The following is a 19147-nucleotide window of genomic DNA, read 5'->3' as shown; positions in this document are numbered from 1 at the left end:
CCCAGTGAACCCAGGCGGCTTTTTTGCTATAAAGCCTCTTCAATGCCTGTTTTTTAAACACTCATTATTCCAAGCGCAGATAACAACCACAGCCGGCGCCGCCCGTTAATACCATGCAGAATCATCGCAAACCGACATCCCGTGTCCGTATAGGCGCCTTGCCCAAACATTTTCCCCGCGTACATGCACTCACGGCTAGTGCCGCGGCCTGTGTGCTGGTGTTGGCAGTTTTTATTCCAACGCCGGAAGTGGAAGCCAAGCGTATGCCGCTTCCCGTCAATTTATCTTCAACTGAAGAGACCGTGACTGATCAGCAACCCGTGCATGTTGAGAAAGTTGCTCCCGAGCAAGGTATTGCATTAGCCACAGCAGCTGTGGCTAAAGTACAGTCATTAAGCTTGACCGTACGTAATGGTGACACTCTATCCGATCTGTTTAAGCGCGCCAAAGTGAGCGCCGGGGAGATGTATCAACTACTGGGTAGTGGCAAGGAGGCGAAAAAATTAGCGCGACTCAATCCTGGCGAAGAATTGACCTTTACAGTCAATGCGGATGGAAAATTGCAGGGTTTAGCGCTGCAAAAAGACCAACTCAGTCAGGTCAGATTTACCCGCGATGCGGAAAGCAGGTTCCAACACGATTTAGTCCAGCGTGAACCCGACAGCCATCCAGCTTACCGCCAGGGACAAATTGATAGCTCATTATTTGTTGCCGGTAGTGATGCCGGTTTGAGCGATAGCCTGATCATGGAAATGGCCGATGTCTTTAGCTCGGATATCGATTTCGCACTGGATATTCGCAAAGGCGACAGTTTCAGTGTGATGTTTGAAGAAAAATTCCTCGACGGAGAGAAAATCGGCAATGGTCCTATTCTCGCCGTCAGCTTTACCAATCAGGGAAATACTTACAGCGCAGTTCGCTATGTCGATAGTAGTGGCGATGCCAATTACTTCACACCTGAAGGTAAAAGCATGCGTAAGGCGTTTATTCGCACGCCATTGGATATAGTGCGTATCAGCTCACACTTTAATCCTCGCCGTCTACATCCAGTGTTCAAGTCGCGTCGTCCTCACAACGGTACCGATTATGCTGCTCCGCGCGGCACTCCAGTTTACTCAACGGGCGACGGCCGAGTCATTGCATCCGGCTACAGTAAGCCCAATGGCAACTATGTATTTATTCAGCATGGCGAACGCTACGTTACCCGCTATTTGCACCTAACAAAGCGTAAAGTGAAGAGAGGCCAACGAGTAAAACAGCGCCAGGTTATTGGCACTGTCGGCTCTACTGGCTATGCCACCGGCCCTCACTTGCACTATGAATTCCTGGTGGACGGCAGACACCGCAACCCGGCCACGATCGTGCGTAAACTGCCCAAGGCCAAGTCTGTGCCCTCAGCGGAAATGACGCGCTTTAAAAACCAAACCCAACCGCTGCTGGCTAAGCTGGAAAATTATCAGGGCCCCGCCCTGGCAAAACTCGAAGACGACAACTAAACAAGCACTATTTTTATGTCCGATCTTTTTATCGGCCTGATGTCCGGTACCAGCGTCGATGCTATCGACGCGGTACTGGTCGACTTTGGCGGCGAAGAGAAAATCAAGCCGCGCATCCTGGCAGCTCTAAGCCACCCTATCCACCCTTCATTGCGCAGTGCCATCCTCGCTCTATGCTCTCCAGGTCCCTCAGAATTAGACCGTGCGGGACAGCTGGATCGACAGCTCGGCCAAGTATTTGCCGAGGCTACGAATACCCTATTAGCTCGTGCCGGTATAGAACCGAGCGATGTCACCGCAGTCGGCAGCCACGGACAAACTGTCAGGCACCGGCCACCCGGCACCGTTAGCTCCCCCTTTACCCTACAGTTGGGCGACCCCAACACCATTGCGGCACTGACGGGTATCAGCACTATCGCAGATTTTCGTCGACGCGATATGGCCCTGGGAGGCCAAGGGGCACCATTGATGCCCGCCTTCCACCGCGCCGCATTCAAAACCGAAGGCAACCGTGCCGTTGTCAATATTGGCGGCATGGCCAATATCACCGAGCTGAAAGCCGATGGCAGCATTTGTGGTTACGATACTGGCCCCGGCAATGCCCTACTGGATTACTGGGTAGGTCTGCACAAAAAACAACCTTTCGATCGGGACGGCGGCTGGGCAGCCAGCGGACGCGTAAGTCCCGAGTTGCTCAATCGTTTGATGTCAGCCCCCTACTTCTCCGCTGAGCCTCCCAAGAGCACTGGGCGTGAAACTTTCAATGCCAACTGGCTAGAACAGGCCCTGGCTGGGCTAGAGTTAGCTCCCGCAGATGTACAGGCAACTCTATCGGAAGTTACCGCTGCGAGTATTGCTGAAGCCGTGCATTCATTCGCTGATGGTGGAGAGTTGCTAATATGCGGTGGCGGGGCCAGGAATAAGGATTTGTTATCCAGGTTGCAGAGGCGATTGCCCACTTGGTCGATTGCCGATACCGGCACCTATGGTATTGATGCCGATTGGCTTGAGGCAGTGGGCTTTGCTTGGTTGGCACGGCAGACATTACTCGGCCTGCCCGGTAATTGCCCCGGTGTGACCGGAGCAAAAAAAGAAGCCGTGCTAGGGGCTATCTATCCCCCTTAAGCGGCTAGCTGACGAGCGGCTCAGATTGAGAAAGATGAGCCGCAGCCACAGGTCGAAGAGGCATTGGGGTTTTGCACCACAAAGCGGGAACCGGCTAGTCCCTCCTCGTAGTCCACATTGGCACCCACTAAATAGGGGTAGCTCATCGCATCAACCAGTACCTGGATACCATCCTTTTCGATAATGGCATCGTCTTCGGCAACCAGTTCATCGAAGGTAAAACCGTACTGGAATCCAGAGCAGCCGCCACCGGTTACAAAGACCCTGAGCTTTAATTCCGGGTTGCCCTCCTCTTCCAACAGGCTCTTGACCTTAGCCACCGCTTTATCGGTGACCACTAGTGGTGCAGGAGAAAAGGATACAGCTTCTGACATAAGTCTCTCTCAACTCATCGGGACGTTCGCAGCTCGTATAAAAACCATACTGAGCACAGCCTCGGGGGCGTCATCTTGCTTAAACCCAGCAAATCAGTCAAGTATTTGGCACAACAGACCCCAGCATCAGTGAGAACTGGGGCAGTAATTTACGGTTTAGTTTAAGAGGCTTCTATCACCGTCTCGTCTTCGGAATACCCAATCATAGGGGGCTCACCCGCAGAACTGAGGTCGGCATTGGAAACCAAGGCGCCATTGACCTGGGCACCTTTCATCATCTCAATCAACTTGTAGTGTACATTGCCCTCTACCATCGCCTTGGACGCCAATTCCAAATGGCGGGCAGCGAATACATCTCCACTCACATTACCATTGATGACCACCTGGGGCACACGGATTTCTCCCTCTATAACGCCACCCTCGACAATCTGTAAGCGGGCATCGCTGTCGCTATGAGCGGAAACATTGCCCTTTACTTTGCCCTCGATTACCAGGTTACCTCGAAAGTGTATATCGCCAGTGACTTCCGTCTGGCGCGCGATCAGAGTGGTATGGTTACTACCGGTGCTGGCCATAGTTACGTGCTTCTCTTTTTTTCTTAACATAATCCCTAAAACCTCATGCCTTTGGCATCAATGCTAGCTTTTCTGTACCAACCAGCCGTAGCGCTGTTCAATATTGAAACCCGTGCGCCCACTGGATTTGAGCGACAGCTCCACACCCTCTGGAATAAATCCTTCCGGTAGGCTCAACTCACCCTCAATGTTCTGAAAATATTTAAAACGCAGCGGTATAGACTCTGTATCCACCTGCTCCGATAAGTCTTTGAGGGCGTAGCGCATTGGCTCACCATCTTGACGACCCACAACTGTAAAAGTGGCAGCCCCCTTGATTACATTGCGGCGCGCTGCCGACTGCTGCACTTGCAGCTTGTACTGATAGCTGCGCGCATCAGCAGTCTGGGAGAGAATAAAACGTCCAATTGAAACCCCTTCCCCTCCTTCTGCTGGCGCCATGACCCCTCGATAAAAAGAGATTTCCTGCTTCAGCTCGGCAATCTGACTCTCTTTCTGCACCAACTCAGTTCGCACCGCTTCACTGGCCTGCTCACCGATTACCAAAGACTGCTCGGCGGTAGCTGCACGCAGGCGCAACGCTTCATTCTCGCTATTAAGCGCCACGAGTTTCTCCAGCACCCGGGTGTACTCCAGAGTCTTTTCATCGAGGTTTTTACGTAGATGGTATTGGCCCGCAAAATAAGAGCCAGCAGCGGTGACCAAAACCAACAAGGTGACTCCACCTACGGCAATCACGCCGGAGAAGGGGCGATGAGGCACCACTTTCATACGGTACTGCTTGCTGCCTTTCACTTTGAGCTCCATAAAATTCGCTGGGGCCAAACCGGAGTTGCCGGTTGTCGTAATTTTTTGATTTTAAGGCAGCAGCGCAGGGCTCTCCAAGCCCAACGTCTCAGTTAAGCCAAACATAATGTTCATATTTTGGACCGCCTGAGCCGAGGCGCCCTTGGCAAGATTGTCGATCACCGACATTACCACCAGGGTATCCCGATCCTGAGGCTGCATCACGGAAATCCTGCACATATTTGTTCCGCGCACACTACGGGTTTGAGGGTGACTTCCAGCCGGCAGTACATCCACAAAGGGCTCATCTTTGTAACGCTGCTCAAATAGCATCTGCAATTCACTTGCCGACAGGCTCGCTGAGGAGCTGGTTTTAGCAAAAAGTGTGGCGTGGATGCCCCTGACCATAGGAAGTAGGTGCGGCACAAATGTCACCTTTATCGGGTTGGCACCGAGTGGTTGTATATTCCGCAACCCCTGCTCAATCTCTGGTAAATGGCGATGGCCCGCAGCGGAGTAAGCGCGGAAGTTATCGCTATTTTCCGCCAGAATTAGATCGGTCTTGGCCTGACGCCCGGCACCACTAGCACCACTGGCCGCACTGGCAATCAGTTCTGATGGTTCCACTACCCCCGCTTCCACTAGAGGGATCCAGCCCAACTGAATCGCAGTGGGATAGCAACCGGGACAAGCCACCAGCTGCGCAGCTGCAATATCGGCGCGGTTGACTTCGGGTAACCCGTAAACCGCCTCCTTGGCCAAGGCCGGAGCTGCGTGCTGCTGACCGTACCAGGCTTCCCAGGAGGGAATGTCCTTGAGACGAAAATCAGCGGAGAGGTCGACCACCCGCACGCCGCGTTCAATCAGCGCCGGCACCTGCGCTTGTGCAACTCCATGGGGAGTCGCAAAAAATACAAGATCACAGCTAGCCAGCTGCTCAACATTCGGTTCACAAAAAGCCAGGTCATAATGACCACGCAGACTGGGAAATAATTCTGCGACAGGTGTGCCCTTCAGGGATCGTGAGGTGATTGCGGTTACCTTTACCTGAGGATGTGTCGCCAAAATCCGCAGCAGTTCCACTCCCGTGTAGCCGGTGCCTCCGACAATTGCTACCTTAATCACCTTGCAAAACTCTCCCGATAAATTCGTCAATTGAGACGATAATCATAAAATCAGCCAAGCACTCTAACACAAGCCCCGGACCTTGAAGGATGTGCGGTGTCACAGCGCCCCAGGATTTCACTTAAAAGCACCCTGAGCCGTTACTTACCAAAGACAAACGGCCTGGAACAGATCCGCCTGCAACTCTCTGCCCGGGAAGCCCTGGCACCACTGCTTGGCATGGCTTTGATTACCGGAGCACTCGCCGGTGGAGTCACAGTGTTATTCCGTTTTGCTATGGAGTGGCCGACAACTTTTTTTCTTTCAGTCCCCCAAAATTATGAGTCGTTGCCGCCACAGTGGCGGTTTGCCCTACCGATAATCGGCTCTCTACTCATCGGGGTTATTTACCTGGTGCTCAGTCCCAAGCGCTACGACGTCGGTGTAGTGCATGTGCTCGACCGTCTCTATAACCACCAGGGCAATATGCCGATATCCAACGCAATACTGCAATTTTTCGCCGGTGCCATCGCCCTAATTAGCGGGCATTCGGTCGGGCGAGAAGGCCCAGCCGTACATCTGGGTGCCGCCAGCGGTAGCTGGTTAGCCCGTACACTGCGACTACCCAATAATTCTGCGCGCAACCTGCTCGGTTGTGGTGTTGCCGCCGCGATTGCCGCTTCTTTCAACACCCCCCTGGCCGGTGTGGTATTCGCTATGGAAGTGGTAATGCTGGAATATTCCGTGGCCGGTTTTTTACCGGTTATGTTGGCGGCGGTAACTGGGAGCGCAATCACCCAGCTCACTTTTGGACGCGAACCAGACTTTAATGTGCCGGCAATCCATCTCAACTCCCTGGCCGAATTGCCAATTTTATTTTTGTGTGCACTGGCTATCGGCTTTCTGGCTGCACTTTTCATACTGGCCCACCGCAAACTCACCAAGCAGAATAATCGATCCCCACTATTGCGTTTTTTAGTGGTCGGCCTGGTGACAGGCACCATCGGAATCTGGGTCCCAGAAATTCTCGGTGGGGGCTACGACACATTGCAAATGGCCATGCTGGGAGAGTTGGGCGTAAACACTTTGGTGGTTATTGTTGCGGCCAAGCTGGTTGCCACCGCTCTGGGGTCCGGGTTGGGTATTCCCGGAGGCGTCATTGGACCCAGCCTGATCCTCGGTGCCTGTCTCGGTGGCATCGCCGGCGGCCTTGCCAATATGTGGCTGGGTGAGCACACCGCGAGCCCTGGCTTTTACGCCATGGTGGGTATGGCAGCAATGATGGCTGCCATGCTCAACGCACCCCTCGCCGCCCTACTCGCTATTCTCGAATTGACCTACAACCCCAATGTGCTGTTCCCCGGCATGATGATGATCGTGGTGGCCACCTTGATCAGTCGACAATTTTTCGGCACCCAGGGAATTTACCTGGAGACACTGCGTGCATTAGACAAGGCCGGCACCCCAACCTGGCGTCAGCAGATGCTCAGTGGTGTGGGTGTTGCAAGTCAAATGGATCGGCGTTTTATTGTTGCTCAACAGGAAATTACTGTAGAGCAGGCACAGAGTTACATCGCACAACACCCCCAATGGATATTGATCGACCTATCTAATGAAAAACCGCCTGAACTCTTACGCGCCGCTGACTTGGCTACATTCCTCCAGGGCAGTGGAGAGGAGGGAAGTGAAGAGTCTCTTGTTGAGCACGAACAAAAAATCGGGGAAAAAGCAGCAACTATTGATTTGTTAAAAATTCCCGGTGAGCGCAAACAAATGGCGGAATTAAATTGGCGGGCCACTATGTTGGAGGCCCAGCAGGAACTGAAAAAAACCGGTGCCGACGCTCTCTACATCAGCCGCCATCAGAGCGGTTCTCTGGACAATCGCATCGCGGGCATTATTCTGCCGCTACAGATCGATAACTTTTACCGGAAATAATCGTTTCCGTTTTTATTTTTGAGGGGATATTCCATGTTGTGGATCAAGGCTTTTCACATTATTGCCATGGTATGTTGGTTTGCCGCGCTGTTTTATTTACCGCGTCTTTTCGTCTACCACGTAGATGCTACCGACGCCCTTAGCCGCGATCGTTTCTGCATCATGGAACGGCGGCTGTATCGGGGGATCGCCATTCCGGCCATGCTCGCCACCGTCGGCCTGGGTATTTGGCTGTACAGCTTGAATCCCAGCTACTACACCTCAGCCGGCTGGATGCACGCGAAACTCACCTTCGTTGTATTGCTCCTGGCCTATCATCATATGTGTGGCGCCTACGTTCGTAAGTTCGCCCAGGGCACCAATACCCGCAGCGGGCGTTACTTCCGTATCTTTAATGAGGTTCCAACAGTGGCTCTATTCGCCATTGTAATTTTAGCCGTCGTGAAGCCATTTTAATTTGGCGCAAAATCATTCTTTATGTGGGGCTTACAGGAACTAAAATTAGGCGCACAGCAATTGGCAGTCATGTAGATCTTTTATGGATACACCGCAGCCCATTATTTTGACCGTCACCCACCACGACCCCAGTGGCAGCGCAGGAATAGGCGCAGATACAGAAACGGCCGTCAGTTTGGGCTGCCATGCAGCCTCCGTCGTCTCCGCCATCAGCGTTTGCAATACCGGGGAACTGCTCGGCGTAGCGCCAGTGGATGACAGCCTTTTAATTGAGCAGGCCCGCACGGTCCTTGAAGATATGCCGATAGCGGCTATCAAGGTTGGCTATCTCGGTTCGGTGGAAAATGTGCGGGCATTGCACAGCGTGCTGCGCGACTACCCGGACGTTCCAGTCATTATCGACCCAGATGCCACCCTGGCCGATAAAGAGAGTGTACTGGCCCCGCCTCTCTGGGAGGCCATGACCTCTCTGTTATTGCCATATGCCACCATGGTCTGCCCCAACCGCCGTGAGGCGCGCGCCATGGCAGTAGAGGCCGACACCCATGATGCTATGGCCCAGGAATTGTTGGAAAGCGGTTGTCGCTACCTGCTCCTCACCGGAGTACCGCATGAGCAACAACTGCAGAATCGCCTCTACGATGAACGCGGCCTGATCCGTGAATTCCACTGGGAGCGGTTGCCACCTGCAGCCTATGGGGTCTGCGGCACCCTCGCCACCGCCATCGCCTGTCATATCGCCCACGGCCTGACCATCACCGAGACAGTGAGCCGCAGCCAGCAATACGCCTGGAGCGCCATCCGCGACAGCCGTCGTCTGGGGATGGGACGGCCGATTCCCAACCGCTTATTCTGGTGTGAACGCTAGGGCACTTCCCTCCTCATTGCACAATAGGATCCGCACCGACACTAAGGTCGGTGCGACTTACCAGCCAGCCTCCCCTACTGCGCCCTGACTCTTCACGCATTGTCCTTAGAGCTTCACACCCTGATAATGGCCGCTGACTCTTGGCCTTTTTCGCAATTTCTGAATGAATTCTATGAGTAAATCCGAGCAGCTCTTTGCTGAAGCCCAGCAATTTATCCCCGGCGGCGTTAACTCACCGGTGCGCGCTTTCCGCGCTGTGGGCGGCACCCCTCTGTTTATCCGTCGCGCCGAAGGCGCCTACCTCTTCGATGCGGACGATAAGCGTTATATCGACTATGTACAGTCCTGGGGCCCGATGGTGCTGGGTCATGCACACCCGGAAGTGATTGAAGCGGTTGTGGAGCAGGCCCAGTCAGGCCTCAGCTTCGGTGCCCCCACCGAGCTGGAAACCGAGCTTGCCGAAGAGCTCTGCCGCTTGTGGCCCAATATGGACCTGGTGCGCTTCGTCAACTCCGGTACCGAAGCCACCATGAGCGCTATCCGCCTCGCTCGCGGCTTCACCGGGCGCGATAAAATTGTGAAATTTGAGGGCTGCTACCACGGTCATTCCGACTCACTACTGGTCAAAGCCGGCTCTGGAGCCCTAACCATGGGCGTGCCCTCCTCTCCCGGTGTTCCTTCCGCCCTGGCCGACCACACAATTACCCTGAGCTATAACGATGCTGACGGCGTGCGCGCCTGCTTCGATGAAATTGGCGACCAAATTGCCTGTATTATCGTGGAACCCGTTGCCGGCAATATGAACTGTATTCCTCCAGTCCCCGGTTTCCTCGAGACATTGCGCGAAGTCTGCGACCAGCACGGCGCCCTGCTGATTCTCGATGAAGTAATGACGGGCTTCCGTGTAAGCCTTACCGGAGCCCAGGGCCACTTCGGTATCGAGGCGGACCTGACCACCCTAGGTAAGGTTATCGGCGGAGGCATGCCGGTAGGCGCCTTCGGTGGAAAACGCGAAATTATGGAGCAAATCGCCCCCCTGGGACCGGTTTATCAGGCCGGCACTTTATCCGGCAATCCCGTGGCCATGGTTGCGGGCCTAGAAACTTTACGTTTAGTGGAGGAAGCCGGCTTCTATGAGCCTTTAGTAGCCAGAACAGATCGTCTGGTAGAAGGTATCTTGGCCGCAAGTAAAAAGGCCGGTATTCCTATCACCGCCAATAAAGCCGGCAGTATGTTCGGATTCTTCTTTACCGAAGAACCCCAAGTCACCAATTACCAGCAGGTAATGGCCTGTAATAACGAGCGCTTTAATCAATTCTTCCACGGAATGCTTGAGGAAGGCGTATACCTGGCACCCGCTTCCTATGAGGCCGGGTTTATGTCCGCCGCCCATAGCGACGAGGATATCGAAGAGACTATCGCTGCCGCAGAACGCGTCTTCGCCCGGCTCGACTAGCCCTTCTCTCTCAGGCATCCATCGCAGGGTGGGTGCCTGTACGCTCTCCCAGTATCACAACGGCCCCCAAGCACTGTAGATCAACGGCCCCCAAGCACTGTAGATCAACGCTTTGTCGCAGAAACGTTGTTCTTTTGTTATTAGTGATCAAAAATGTATACAAAATGAAAAAGGTATACATTTTGAGAAGCTTGCTTTCCGATACCAGCCTGTCCACGATCAGCGCTGGCTTTATCGCCGTGCTGGTCGCCGTAACCAGCTCCGCAGCCATTGTGTTTGAAGCAGCCCGTACAGCCGGCGCAGACGAGGCGATGATTGCTTCCTGGATCGGTGCTCTGGGATTGGGGATGGGGCTCTCCGGTATCTTCTTCTCCTGGTATTACCGCGCACCGATTGTTACTGCATGGTCGACTCCCGGCGCAGCATTACTAGCAACCAGCCTCAGCGGTATCCCAATTGCTGAGGCCATTGGTGCATTTTTTTTTAGCGCTATGCTGACCCTTGTAGTAGGCCTCTCCGGAGCCTTCGAACGAGTAGCCAGGCTAGTACCCGGCCCAATTGCCGGCGCCATGCTGGCGGGCATATTGCTCCAGTTCGGCCTCGCTACTTTCACCTCATTGCAATCCCAGCCTGTACTAGTGGGTGCGATGTTGTTGGCCTATTTCATCGGGCGGCGCTGGATACCCCGTTACGCCATTATTTTGGTACTCGCTTGTGGGGTGGCTGTCTGCTGGAAACTGCAATTGTTCGCACCTGACCAGATTCACTGGCAGGCTGCGAAGCCCATTTGGGTTACACCGGAATTCAAACTCTCAACCCTAATCAGCGTCGGCATCCCGTTGTTTATCGTCACAATGACTTCTCAATATCTCCCAGGGGCTGCAACCCTGGCCGCCAGTGGTTACCAACGAGTGCCAGTTTCTCCACTGATCAGCGGAACAGGATTAACCAACCTGCTTCTCACTCCTTTCGGCGGCTTCACCCTGACCCTGGCGTCGATTACCGGGGCAATTTGTACCGGACCCGAAGCACACCCCAACCCAGACAAACGCTATACGGCCGGGATTGCCGCGGGCTTCTTCTATCTTCTGGTAGGATTATCCGGCGCCACCGTAGTGGCATTATTCAGTAATTTCCCCAAGGCACTCATAGCCGGCCTGGCTGGCCTGGCGCTGCTTGGGACACTAGGCAACTGCCTAGCGAGTGCTACCGCAGATACAGAAAACCGTGAGGCGGCGCTAATCACCTTTCTTGTCAGCGCTTCAGGCATCAGCTTCTTGGGCATAGGCGCTGCTTTTTGGGGCCTGGTCGGCGGACTGGGCTGTTATTGGTTTTTCAAACAGGATAATAAATAAAGGGCCAATGAACCTTTACGAGAAAATCAAAGCCGATTTACAGCGGGGACGTTTTCCCGCAGGCCAAGCATTGAAGCAGGCTGAATTGGCCGAGTTCTACGAGGTCAGTCGTATTCCCATAAGGGACGCCTTGCAGCGGTTGAAAAATGAAGGCTGGCTATCGCCCCACGGCAAGCGGGGTGTCGCTGTACCCGAGTTCGATCCGTTGGAAGTAGAAGATCTGTACCTGATACGTATGCGTCTGGAACCTCTAATACAGACCTTTGCACAAAAAAAACTCACCGGGGAAATTATCGGTCGGGCACGAGACATTCTCGATACCATGGAGGGGAACCCCAACCTCTCAGCCGAGCAGATCGGCAGTCTTAACTGGCAATTTCACGCCACTATCTACCTCGCCGCAGAGCGCCCCACCCTTTTCGCTACTGTGGAGCATCTGCACAGACAATGTGAGCGCTATATTGGTTACCAATCTCGCAGCCTGGACTACCAAAACACCAGCCAGAAAGAGCATTACGCAATTCTCGAGGCCCTACAACAAAAGAAGGAACAGGAAGCGGCAGCCCTGCTAGCCACGCATATCGAAACCGCCGGCAAGCAATTGGTGTCCTTTCTTCACACCACGCCAAACAGCCTCTAAAGCAAGTTGAGGGAAATCACCGGTGGCGGCAATTTGATATGATGGCCGCCAATTGCGGTCGCGGGATTGCTGCGGCCTTATCGATAGCCGGAGTAATTCCCTATGAGTCAAAATCTCGGCCGCGGAGCCTACCCCAACACCCGCTTGCGCCGCCTGCGCGCGCAGGATTTTTCCCGTCGACTGGTGAGGGAGAATCAGCTCAGCTGCGACGACCTGATCCTGCCCCTGTTTGTCATCGAGGGGCGCAGCGAAACTCAGAGGGTGGCTTCGATGCCCGGCGTCGAGCGCCTCAGTGTGGACCTGTTGGCCAATAAGGCCAAGTCCCTGCAACAGCTCGGTATTCCCGCCGTCGCGCTGTTTCCTGTAGTGGACCCCTCGGTGAAATCCGACTGCGCCAGCGCTGCCCACGATGCCAATGGCCTGGCCCAACGTGCCGTGCGGGAATTGAAGAATGCCGTGCCGGAGTTAGGGGTTATTACCGATGTGGCCCTGGACCCGTTCACCAGCCACGGTCAGGATGGCTTGATGGATCACAGCGGCTATATCATCAATGATGAGACGGTTGAGGTACTGGTACAGCAGGCCCTCTCCCATGCCGCAGCCGGCGCAGATATGGTGGCGCCGTCAGACATGATGGACGGCCGTATCGGCGCTATTCGTACAGCACTTGAAGGCGCCGGGCACAGCAATACCCTGATCATGTCCTATGCTGCCAAATACGCCTCCGCCTACTACGGCCCCTTCCGCGATGCTGTCGGCTCCGCCAGTAACCTCAAGGGGGGCAGCAAAGCCAGTTACCAGATGGACCCCGCCAATTCCGATGAAGCCTTACACGAGTGCGCCCTAGACCTGCAAGAGGGTGCGGATATGGTGATGGTGAAGCCCGGTATGCCCTATTTGGATATCGTGCGCCGGGTGAAAGAAGAGCTGCGAGTACCCACTTTTGCCTACCAGGTAAGCGGCGAGTACGCCATGCATTGCGCCGCGTTTGAAAATGGCTGGCTGCAGCGCGAGGCGGTAATTCTCGAATCCCTATTGGCGTTTAAGCGCGCGGGCGCGGACGGAATCCTCACCTATTTTGCCGAGGAGGCCGCACAGCTACTGCAGGGCTGAACCCTTGTAAATTTTGCGCGGCCTGCGCCGCGCCACCGGTTCAGGGCCATTGGTCTTCCAGCGCGGGGCCCACCGGCTGGGCCTCCTCAACGGGGACACCTCGGTAGTCCACCTCTGTGGACTGTCCGCGAGGGAGCTCCAAAGGCTCCAGACTGGAATCCCCACCCAATGTCTCCGCATCATCACGGCGCAACTGCTCTCGCATTTGATGGCGGCGCTCACTTTCATATTGGCGCCGCTCTGTATCATTGCCCCAACCCGGTGTCATCTGTTCCCTTGGAGCCGCCTCGGACCGCTCATTGCCAAACAGGTTGCGGAACCAGCGCCAGCGGTCGCGCCCGCGACATTCAGGCGCAGGTTGCAAGTGGGTTTCGTAGGAGAAGGGAATCTCATAGCCGCCCCGACAGTAATCCGGGTCCATAAACTGCCCGCGCGCATTCACCTCTTTGAACTCAACACCCCGCGGTGCCTCGACAGGACCATGCTGATGGGGCAACTTGCGCATGATTTCAGTCCAGATCGGCAGAGCTCCGGTAGAACCGGTTAGACGGGTGCGTACGTTGTCATCGCGCCCAAGCCACACCACGGCGGTAACCTCAGGGGAAAACCCTGCAAACCAGCTGTCGCGGTTATTGTTGGTAGTACCCGTCTTACCGGCAAAGGGCACACTACTGGGCAGACGCTTGGCCGACCTGCGCCCAGTGCCTTCGCGCATCGCCTGCTCCAGCCCCCAGCGCAACAAGTAGGCGGGCACCGGATCGACACCACGATTAGTGCGCGGGCGGAAGTGCTGTACCCGCCCTCCCTGTGCATCGGATACAGCCATCAAGGTGCGCGGTTGCACCGTCTCGCCATTATTGGCGATGGTCTGATACATGCCAGCTACCTCAAATGGCGTCATCTCCACTGCGCCTAACAACATTGCAGGCACATGCGGCAGACTAGTATCTACACCCAGGCGTCGAATTGTCTGACGCACATTCTGCAGTCCCAGATCGAGCCCCAGATGGGCAGTAGCCAGATTGTAAGACTTGGCCAAGGCGACATAGAGAGGCACCTGACCGTGGGCGAGCTTATCGAAGTTCTGCGGCATCCATACATCGCCATCGGCTTCCTCAATTCGCACTGGCGCATCGTCGATCAAGGTAGCTAGGTTGTACTCTTCGGGACGCTCCAAGGCAGTTAAGAAGACCGCCGGTTTGATCAGAGAACCCACCTGGCGGCGCGCCTCCAGGGCTCGATTGAAGCCGGGATAATCCGGATCGCGGTCTCCCACCATGGCCAACACATTACCCGTGTTGTTATCTAGCAATACCGTAGCAGCCTGAAGAGTATTCGCCTTAATTTTGCGATCTTTCTCCAACTTCTGTACGCCTTGACTGATGGACTCTTCCGCGAGTTTCTGTACCGAAGGCGCAAGGGTTGTATAAACCCGCAAACCGGTGGTGCGCAGCTCCTCGTAGGAGTAATAAGGACGCAGCTCTGAGAGCAGGCGCTCAGTAAAGGCCGGGTAGGGATTCTGTGCGGTTACACCGCCTTTCACCACACCCAGTGGTTTGGCGGAGTAGTTCTCAAACTCTGCCTGGGTAATCAGGCCCTGCTCGCGCATCAGTTCCAGAACGGTGTTGCGACGCTTCAATGCGCGCTGGGGATGGCGCCAAGGGTTGTAGTAAGAGGCACCCTTGGCCAGCCCCACTAGCAGGGCGACCTGATGGGGCTCCAGAGTATCCAGCGGCTGTTGGAAATAGAACTCCGAGGCCAGGCCAAAGCCATAAATACCTCTGGCTCCCTGCTGGCCCAACCACACCTCATTGATGTACTCCTGCAGGATATAACCCTTGTCGTAGTGTATCTCCATCAATACCGCCATCAAGGCTTCATTGATCTTGCGCTGCAGGCTCGGCTTATGGTCGAAAAAGATATTCTTAACCAGCTGCTGAGTAATGGTTGAGCCGCCCTGCACCAGGCGCCCTGCCTTGATATTCGCCACCATAGCGCGGGCAATACCTCGCGGAGAGATGCCGAAGTGGTTGAGGAAGTCTTGGTCTTCCACCGCTATCAGGGTATTCGCCACCAACGGCGGGATATCCTTGAAACGCACCGGATTGCGATCGTCTCCGCCCCCCAGCAATGAACCGATATTAGCGGCATCCAGGCGGAACTCGGCGATACGCTGCCCATCTTCATTGCGCAGGTTGTCAATTTCATCGTTACGCAGGCGGAAAGTAACCATAGCCGCCGGCTCACGGCCATCGGCATGAATAAAGTCCCGGCGCCAGACCCGGTAATTCATCCCCTCGTGTGTCCAGGCGCCAGGTTCCGTCAGAGTCTTTTGTTTGCGGTAGTTGAGGGCGGCAAACTCGCTTTCCAGCTCATCAGGGTGCATTGCCATGCCTTCGCGCAGTACCAGAGGGCGCGCAAAAACCCGCGCCGGCAACTGGTACTGGCGGCTATCGAGACGCTCCCGCAGCTGTACGTCGAGGTATGCCATATAGCCGGCAAGGGCCATTGCCCCCACCAGGGCCAGCAGGAATAAGAACTTTAACCAGCGGTAGCGTCTTTTCGGTTTTGACGCTTTACTGCGCCGGCGTTTCGTCGAGGCCATATAAGAGTTTTCCAGCTGCCATCTCGGTACATCTCTAGACAGTGGGGATCTTCAGGAGCCTCATCACTATCACAGGCAGGACACCAGCAGGTGGCAGCTCCGCTGGTATCTTGCCGTAGACGCCTGAACCGGCGCCTTGGGGAACATCCGTGAACCGCCAGAATCCGGGCTGAGTATCCCGGTAGTCATACCACAAGCACACAAAGTACCTGTTCGAGGATTGACCGCAATTGCCTCCTATAAGTTCATATTGAGGCATATGACGCCTTTATAAACGCTGACCGCTTTAAGTCAAACCAACCACCTTGCACTTGCCATAATCACAGCCATAATGCGGCGGAAATCTATACAAATCGCCCGAAAAGGATGGATATGCAGCAATATGATCTCTACGGCATCGGCGCCGCCCTCTTGGACACGGAAATTGAGGTATCCGACAAGGATCTTGCGGAGCTCGGTGTTGAAAAGGGGATTATGACCCTAGTGGACGATGCCCGGCAGAAACAGCTGGTAGACGACCTTCGGGACCACATGATCACCGCCAAACGCGCCTGTGGTGGCTCTGGTGCCAATACAGTTATCGCCGCCAGCTATTTTGGCCTGAACACTTTCTATTCCTGCAAAGTTGCCGCCGACGATAACGGAGATTTCTATCGCAGCAACCTCAGCGCCGCTGGCGTTGACTATCCAACCACTTTGCAGCAAGCAGATGGCGGCACTACCGGTAAGTGCCTGGTAATGATTACCCCCGATGCCGAGCGCAGTATGAATACCTACCTGGGTATCAGCGAGCAACTCTCGGTAGCCGAACTGGATAGCGAAGCCCTGAAAGCCTCCAAGTGGGCCTATATCGAAGGTTATCTGGTCTCCTCCGAAACTGGGCGCCGCGCAGCTATCACTCTGCGTGAACAGGCCCAGCAGGCAGGTGTGAAAACCGCGCTGAGCCTTTCAGACCCGGCTATGGTGCAATTCTTTGGCGAGGGCTTGCGAGAAATGATTGGCGGCGGCGTAGATATGCTGTTCTGCAATCGCGATGAGGCACTGGGCTTCACCGGCACCGACTCACTGGATGCCGCGGCAGAAGCAATGAGCGATTACTGCCGCAGCTTTGCCATCACTCTGGGCGCCGATGGTGCGCTACTGTGGGATGGCAGCAAGCAGTACCGAGTTGCCAGTCCGCAGGTGCGCGCAATAGACACCAACGGTGCCGGCGATATGTTCGCAGGCGCATTTCTGTATGCGGTCAACCGGGAGATGGGCTTTGCCGAGGCCGGCGAACTCGCCTGCCGCGCCGCCGCACAGGTAGTCAGCCAATACGGTCCACGACTACAAGCAGAACAACATCCAGAACTATTGGCAGCGGTTATCTGAAGTCAGCGGTAGAGATTGAGAGCGGCCTTTACCGGCCGCTCAGCTTTAAACCTTAGGGCTCACCAATATCGGGCAATTCCGAAGCGGCAGCAATACCGAAGCCCTGGGCGTAATCCACCCCCATACGACAGAGTTTATCCATCAGTTCGGGGCTCTCGACATACTCGGCGATAGTGCTGATCCCCATACGCTTTGCCAGGTGATCAATGGTACTGACCATCGCGCTGTCGATCTCATCCTCAAGCATATTGCGCACAAAGCTCCCGTCGATTTTGAGGAAGTCCACCGGTAACTGACGCAGGTAAGCCAGCGAAGAAACTCCGCGGCCAAAGTCGTCCAGGGCAAAACTACAGCCCGCAGCGCGCAGCTTGTGGATAAAAATCAGAGCCCTTTCAAGGTTGTTGATGGCACTGGTCTCGGTAATCTCAAACTGTACCCTTGAAGGCGTTACCCCCTCCTCACTCATTGATGCAAGTACAAAGTCTGCAAACGTATCATCGCCCAGGCTGATACCGGAAATATTGATGGCATAGCTGGCCGTAGCAATACCGATCAGTTGCTCCTGGGCCATATAACGGAACACGCGCTGAATAACCCAACGATCTACCTCCTCAATTAGGCCATAGCGCTCCGCTGCGGGTAGGAACAAGCCCGGCGAGATCACCCCTCCATCCCGCCCGCGCATGCGTACCAGAATTTCATAGTGATGAATCTGGCGCTCCCCTTTTAGGGAGACCACAGGCTGCCGATAGAGGATCAAGCGATCCTCTCGCAGGGCAGCGTGAATTTCTGCAACCCAAGTGGACTCACGACGCTTTTCCAACGCCTTGCGCGAATCTCCAAACAACTTTATCCGGTTGCGCCCCTGATCCCTGGCTGAGCAGCAGGCATCATTGGCGGTTGCCAGCAGCTGGCTGGCACTGGGGGTGAATCGGTCCACACCCACCACCCCAATTGATATCGCTACACGGCTATCATTACCCTGCCAGTGGAAGCTGAATTCCTGAACAGATTCGCGCAGACGCGCAACCACGCGCCCGCCCTCTTCAAGGGTGCAATCCCGCAGCAAAATGGCGAACTCATCACTGCCCACACGTGCAAACAAATCAGCCCCAGATAAGCCCTTCTGTAGCAGTGCAACCAGTTGCACCAGCAACTGGTCACCGGCGACAAAACCCAGCGTGTCGTTGATTACTTTGAATTGATAGACATCCAAGTATAGGAGTACATGATGCTGACGCTTATCGACGCACTGTGACAGGAGCTTTTGCAATTCGCTCTCGAAATACTGTCGATTGGGTAAGCGGGTTAACGCATCGTGGCTGGTCTGCCAGCTCAGGCGAGTAGACACTCGTCGGGCAGCAGAAGTATCCCGCAAGACCAACACATAATTTTTTAATGTGCCGGCATCCCACAAAGCCATCACCTGCACAGAGACTTCCAGCGGTGGACGGTTTTCCCCGAGTCTCCAAATAAAGGCGCGAACCTCCCGCACGCTGGGTACTTCGTGAGAAGGGGAGTCTGGTATCAGCGCAGGCAACAGGGTGCCCTGACTATCGCGAAGCCGCAGGCCCTCGTTCACAGGCTGACCAGGCAGGAGTCCAACCAGGTCACCACTCATCTCACTGACCAACGGATTGGCATATTGCACAATACCGCGGGGATCGGTGACGATCACTCCATCGGCAATCTCCCCCAGCGCCGCCTCAGCGGCCTGTAGGCTGATCTGCTCACAGGGTTTGAGTTGAGCCTCCAGCTCCCCCAACAAACCGAGGTATTCGGCGGATTGAGTGTCAAATAAGGCCACAGCCACACTCCCAGTGGAAACCGAAATATCCCTGGAAAAGGGTGGCTGGCGCAGCCCTTGTAGGCATCTCACCGCAAG

At 55.1% G+C, this 19147-nt stretch carries 16 protein-coding genes; 10 read left to right on the top strand and 6 right to left on the bottom strand.

Features of this window, described 5'->3' with window-relative positions:
* The first annotated feature begins 113 nt into the window (after positions 1-113).
* On the top strand, positions 114-1496 hold the full coding sequence (locus ACJJIO_RS12245) for a peptidoglycan DD-metalloendopeptidase family protein (protein WP_252084395.1): 1383 nt from the start codon (positions 114-116) through the stop codon (positions 1494-1496).
* A 15-nt stretch (positions 1497-1511) separates the two neighbouring features.
* Positions 1512-2621 carry an anhydro-N-acetylmuramic acid kinase gene (locus ACJJIO_RS12240; RefSeq protein WP_252084394.1) on the top strand — a complete coding sequence of 370 codons (1110 nt, stop codon included), beginning with the start codon at positions 1512-1514 and terminating at the stop codon, positions 2619-2621.
* Between the two features lie 20 nt (positions 2622-2641).
* On the opposite strand, the gene erpA is transcribed toward ACJJIO_RS12240, so the two are convergent.
* The 4 genes from erpA to argC form a co-directional block, all read right to left on the bottom strand.
* Positions 2642-2995 (bottom strand): iron-sulfur cluster insertion protein ErpA, encoded by a 354-nt coding sequence (gene erpA / locus ACJJIO_RS12235; RefSeq protein ID WP_020411471.1) that lies wholly within the window; start codon positions 2993-2995, stop codon positions 2642-2644.
* A 161-nt stretch (positions 2996-3156) separates the two neighbouring features.
* Positions 3157-3600: a bactofilin family protein gene (locus ACJJIO_RS12230; protein ID WP_252084393.1), complete on the bottom strand. Its 444-nt coding sequence runs from the start codon at positions 3598-3600 to the stop codon at positions 3157-3159.
* A gap of 33 nt (positions 3601-3633) precedes the next feature.
* A complete protein-coding gene (locus ACJJIO_RS12225) occupies positions 3634-4365 on the bottom strand; it encodes a DUF6776 family protein (protein WP_444908636.1) in 732 nt (243 codons plus the stop codon).
* Between the two features lie 63 nt (positions 4366-4428).
* A complete protein-coding gene (argC, locus tag ACJJIO_RS12220; RefSeq protein WP_444908635.1) occupies positions 4429-5481 on the bottom strand; it encodes an N-acetyl-gamma-glutamyl-phosphate reductase in 1053 nt (350 codons plus the stop codon).
* Between the two features lie 96 nt (positions 5482-5577).
* Here argC and ACJJIO_RS12215 point away from each other — a divergent pair, with 96 nt between their 5' ends.
* The 7 genes from ACJJIO_RS12215 to hemB all read left to right on the top strand — a co-directional run bounded on the left by ACJJIO_RS12215 (position 5578) and on the right by hemB (position 13286).
* Complete coding sequence (locus tag ACJJIO_RS12215; RefSeq protein ID WP_444908634.1) at positions 5578-7398, top strand: chloride channel protein; 1821 nt, start codon at positions 5578-5580, stop codon at positions 7396-7398.
* 33 nt (positions 7399-7431) lie between these two features.
* Entirely contained in the window at positions 7432-7854 is a 423-nt protein-coding gene (hemJ, locus tag ACJJIO_RS12210) for a protoporphyrinogen oxidase HemJ (RefSeq protein ID WP_252084389.1), read from the top strand.
* 82 nt (positions 7855-7936) lie between these two features.
* Positions 7937-8722: a bifunctional hydroxymethylpyrimidine kinase/phosphomethylpyrimidine kinase gene (gene thiD / locus ACJJIO_RS12205; protein ID WP_252084388.1), complete on the top strand. Its 786-nt coding sequence runs from the start codon at positions 7937-7939 to the stop codon at positions 8720-8722.
* A 172-nt stretch (positions 8723-8894) separates the two neighbouring features.
* A complete protein-coding gene (gene hemL / locus ACJJIO_RS12200) occupies positions 8895-10178 on the top strand; it encodes a glutamate-1-semialdehyde 2,1-aminomutase (protein ID WP_444908633.1) in 1284 nt (427 codons plus the stop codon).
* Positions 10179-10342: 164 nt separating this feature from the next.
* Positions 10343-11533 (top strand): benzoate/H(+) symporter BenE family transporter, encoded by a 1191-nt coding sequence (locus ACJJIO_RS12195; RefSeq protein WP_444908632.1) that lies wholly within the window; start codon positions 10343-10345, stop codon positions 11531-11533.
* 7 nt (positions 11534-11540) lie between these two features.
* A complete protein-coding gene (locus ACJJIO_RS12190; protein ID WP_444908631.1) occupies positions 11541-12173 on the top strand; it encodes a GntR family transcriptional regulator in 633 nt (210 codons plus the stop codon).
* A 102-nt stretch (positions 12174-12275) separates the two neighbouring features.
* Positions 12276-13286, top strand: coding sequence for a porphobilinogen synthase (gene hemB / locus ACJJIO_RS12185; RefSeq protein WP_444908630.1), 1011 nt, complete (start codon positions 12276-12278; stop codon positions 13284-13286).
* Positions 13287-13326: 40 nt separating this feature from the next.
* Here the strand turns inward: hemB and mrcB are convergent, their stop codons facing one another.
* Positions 13327-15891, bottom strand: a complete 2565-nt coding sequence (gene mrcB, locus ACJJIO_RS12180; RefSeq protein ID WP_444903746.1) for a penicillin-binding protein 1B — start codon at positions 15889-15891, stop codon at positions 13327-13329.
* 372 nt (positions 15892-16263) lie between these two features.
* Between mrcB and ACJJIO_RS12175 the strand changes: the two genes are divergently transcribed.
* A complete protein-coding gene (locus tag ACJJIO_RS12175; protein WP_444908629.1) occupies positions 16264-17262 on the top strand; it encodes an adenosine kinase in 999 nt (332 codons plus the stop codon).
* A 52-nt stretch (positions 17263-17314) separates the two neighbouring features.
* Here ACJJIO_RS12175 and ACJJIO_RS12170 read toward each other — a convergent pair whose 3' ends face one another.
* Positions 17315-19069, bottom strand: a complete 1755-nt coding sequence (locus tag ACJJIO_RS12170; RefSeq protein WP_444908628.1) for an EAL domain-containing protein — start codon at positions 19067-19069, stop codon at positions 17315-17317.
* Positions 19070-19147 lie beyond the last annotated feature (78 nt).

Source organism: Microbulbifer mixtoriginis (SeqCode) (assembly GCF_052467235.1).
Note: the sequence above shows the minus strand (reverse complement) of the source record. Positions and strands in the feature narration are given on the sequence as shown.

Coding starts and splice junctions, on each gene's coding strand:
- ACJJIO_RS12245 (WP_252084395.1), top strand. CDS start 114: ATGCAGAATCATCGCAAACCGACATCCCGTGTCCGTATAGGCGCCTTG.
- ACJJIO_RS12240 (WP_252084394.1), top strand. CDS start 1,512: ATGTCCGATCTTTTTATCGGCCTGATGTCCGGTACCAGCGTCGATGCT.
- erpA (WP_020411471.1), bottom strand. CDS start 2,995: ATGTCAGAAGCTGTATCCTTTTCTCCTGCACCACTAGTGGTCACCGAT.
- ACJJIO_RS12230 (WP_252084393.1), bottom strand. CDS start 3,600: ATGTTAAGAAAAAAAGAGAAGCACGTAACTATGGCCAGCACCGGTAGT.
- hemJ (WP_252084389.1), top strand. CDS start 7,432: ATGTTGTGGATCAAGGCTTTTCACATTATTGCCATGGTATGTTGGTTT.
- thiD (WP_252084388.1), top strand. CDS start 7,937: ATGGATACACCGCAGCCCATTATTTTGACCGTCACCCACCACGACCCC.
- hemL (WP_444908633.1), top strand. CDS start 8,895: ATGAGTAAATCCGAGCAGCTCTTTGCTGAAGCCCAGCAATTTATCCCC.
- ACJJIO_RS12195 (WP_444908632.1), top strand. CDS start 10,343: ATGAAAAAGGTATACATTTTGAGAAGCTTGCTTTCCGATACCAGCCTG.
- ACJJIO_RS12190 (WP_444908631.1), top strand. CDS start 11,541: ATGAACCTTTACGAGAAAATCAAAGCCGATTTACAGCGGGGACGTTTT.
- hemB (WP_444908630.1), top strand. CDS start 12,276: ATGAGTCAAAATCTCGGCCGCGGAGCCTACCCCAACACCCGCTTGCGC.
- mrcB (WP_444903746.1), bottom strand. CDS start 15,891: ATGGCCTCGACGAAACGCCGGCGCAGTAAAGCGTCAAAACCGAAAAGA.
- ACJJIO_RS12175 (WP_444908629.1), top strand. CDS start 16,264: ATGCAGCAATATGATCTCTACGGCATCGGCGCCGCCCTCTTGGACACG.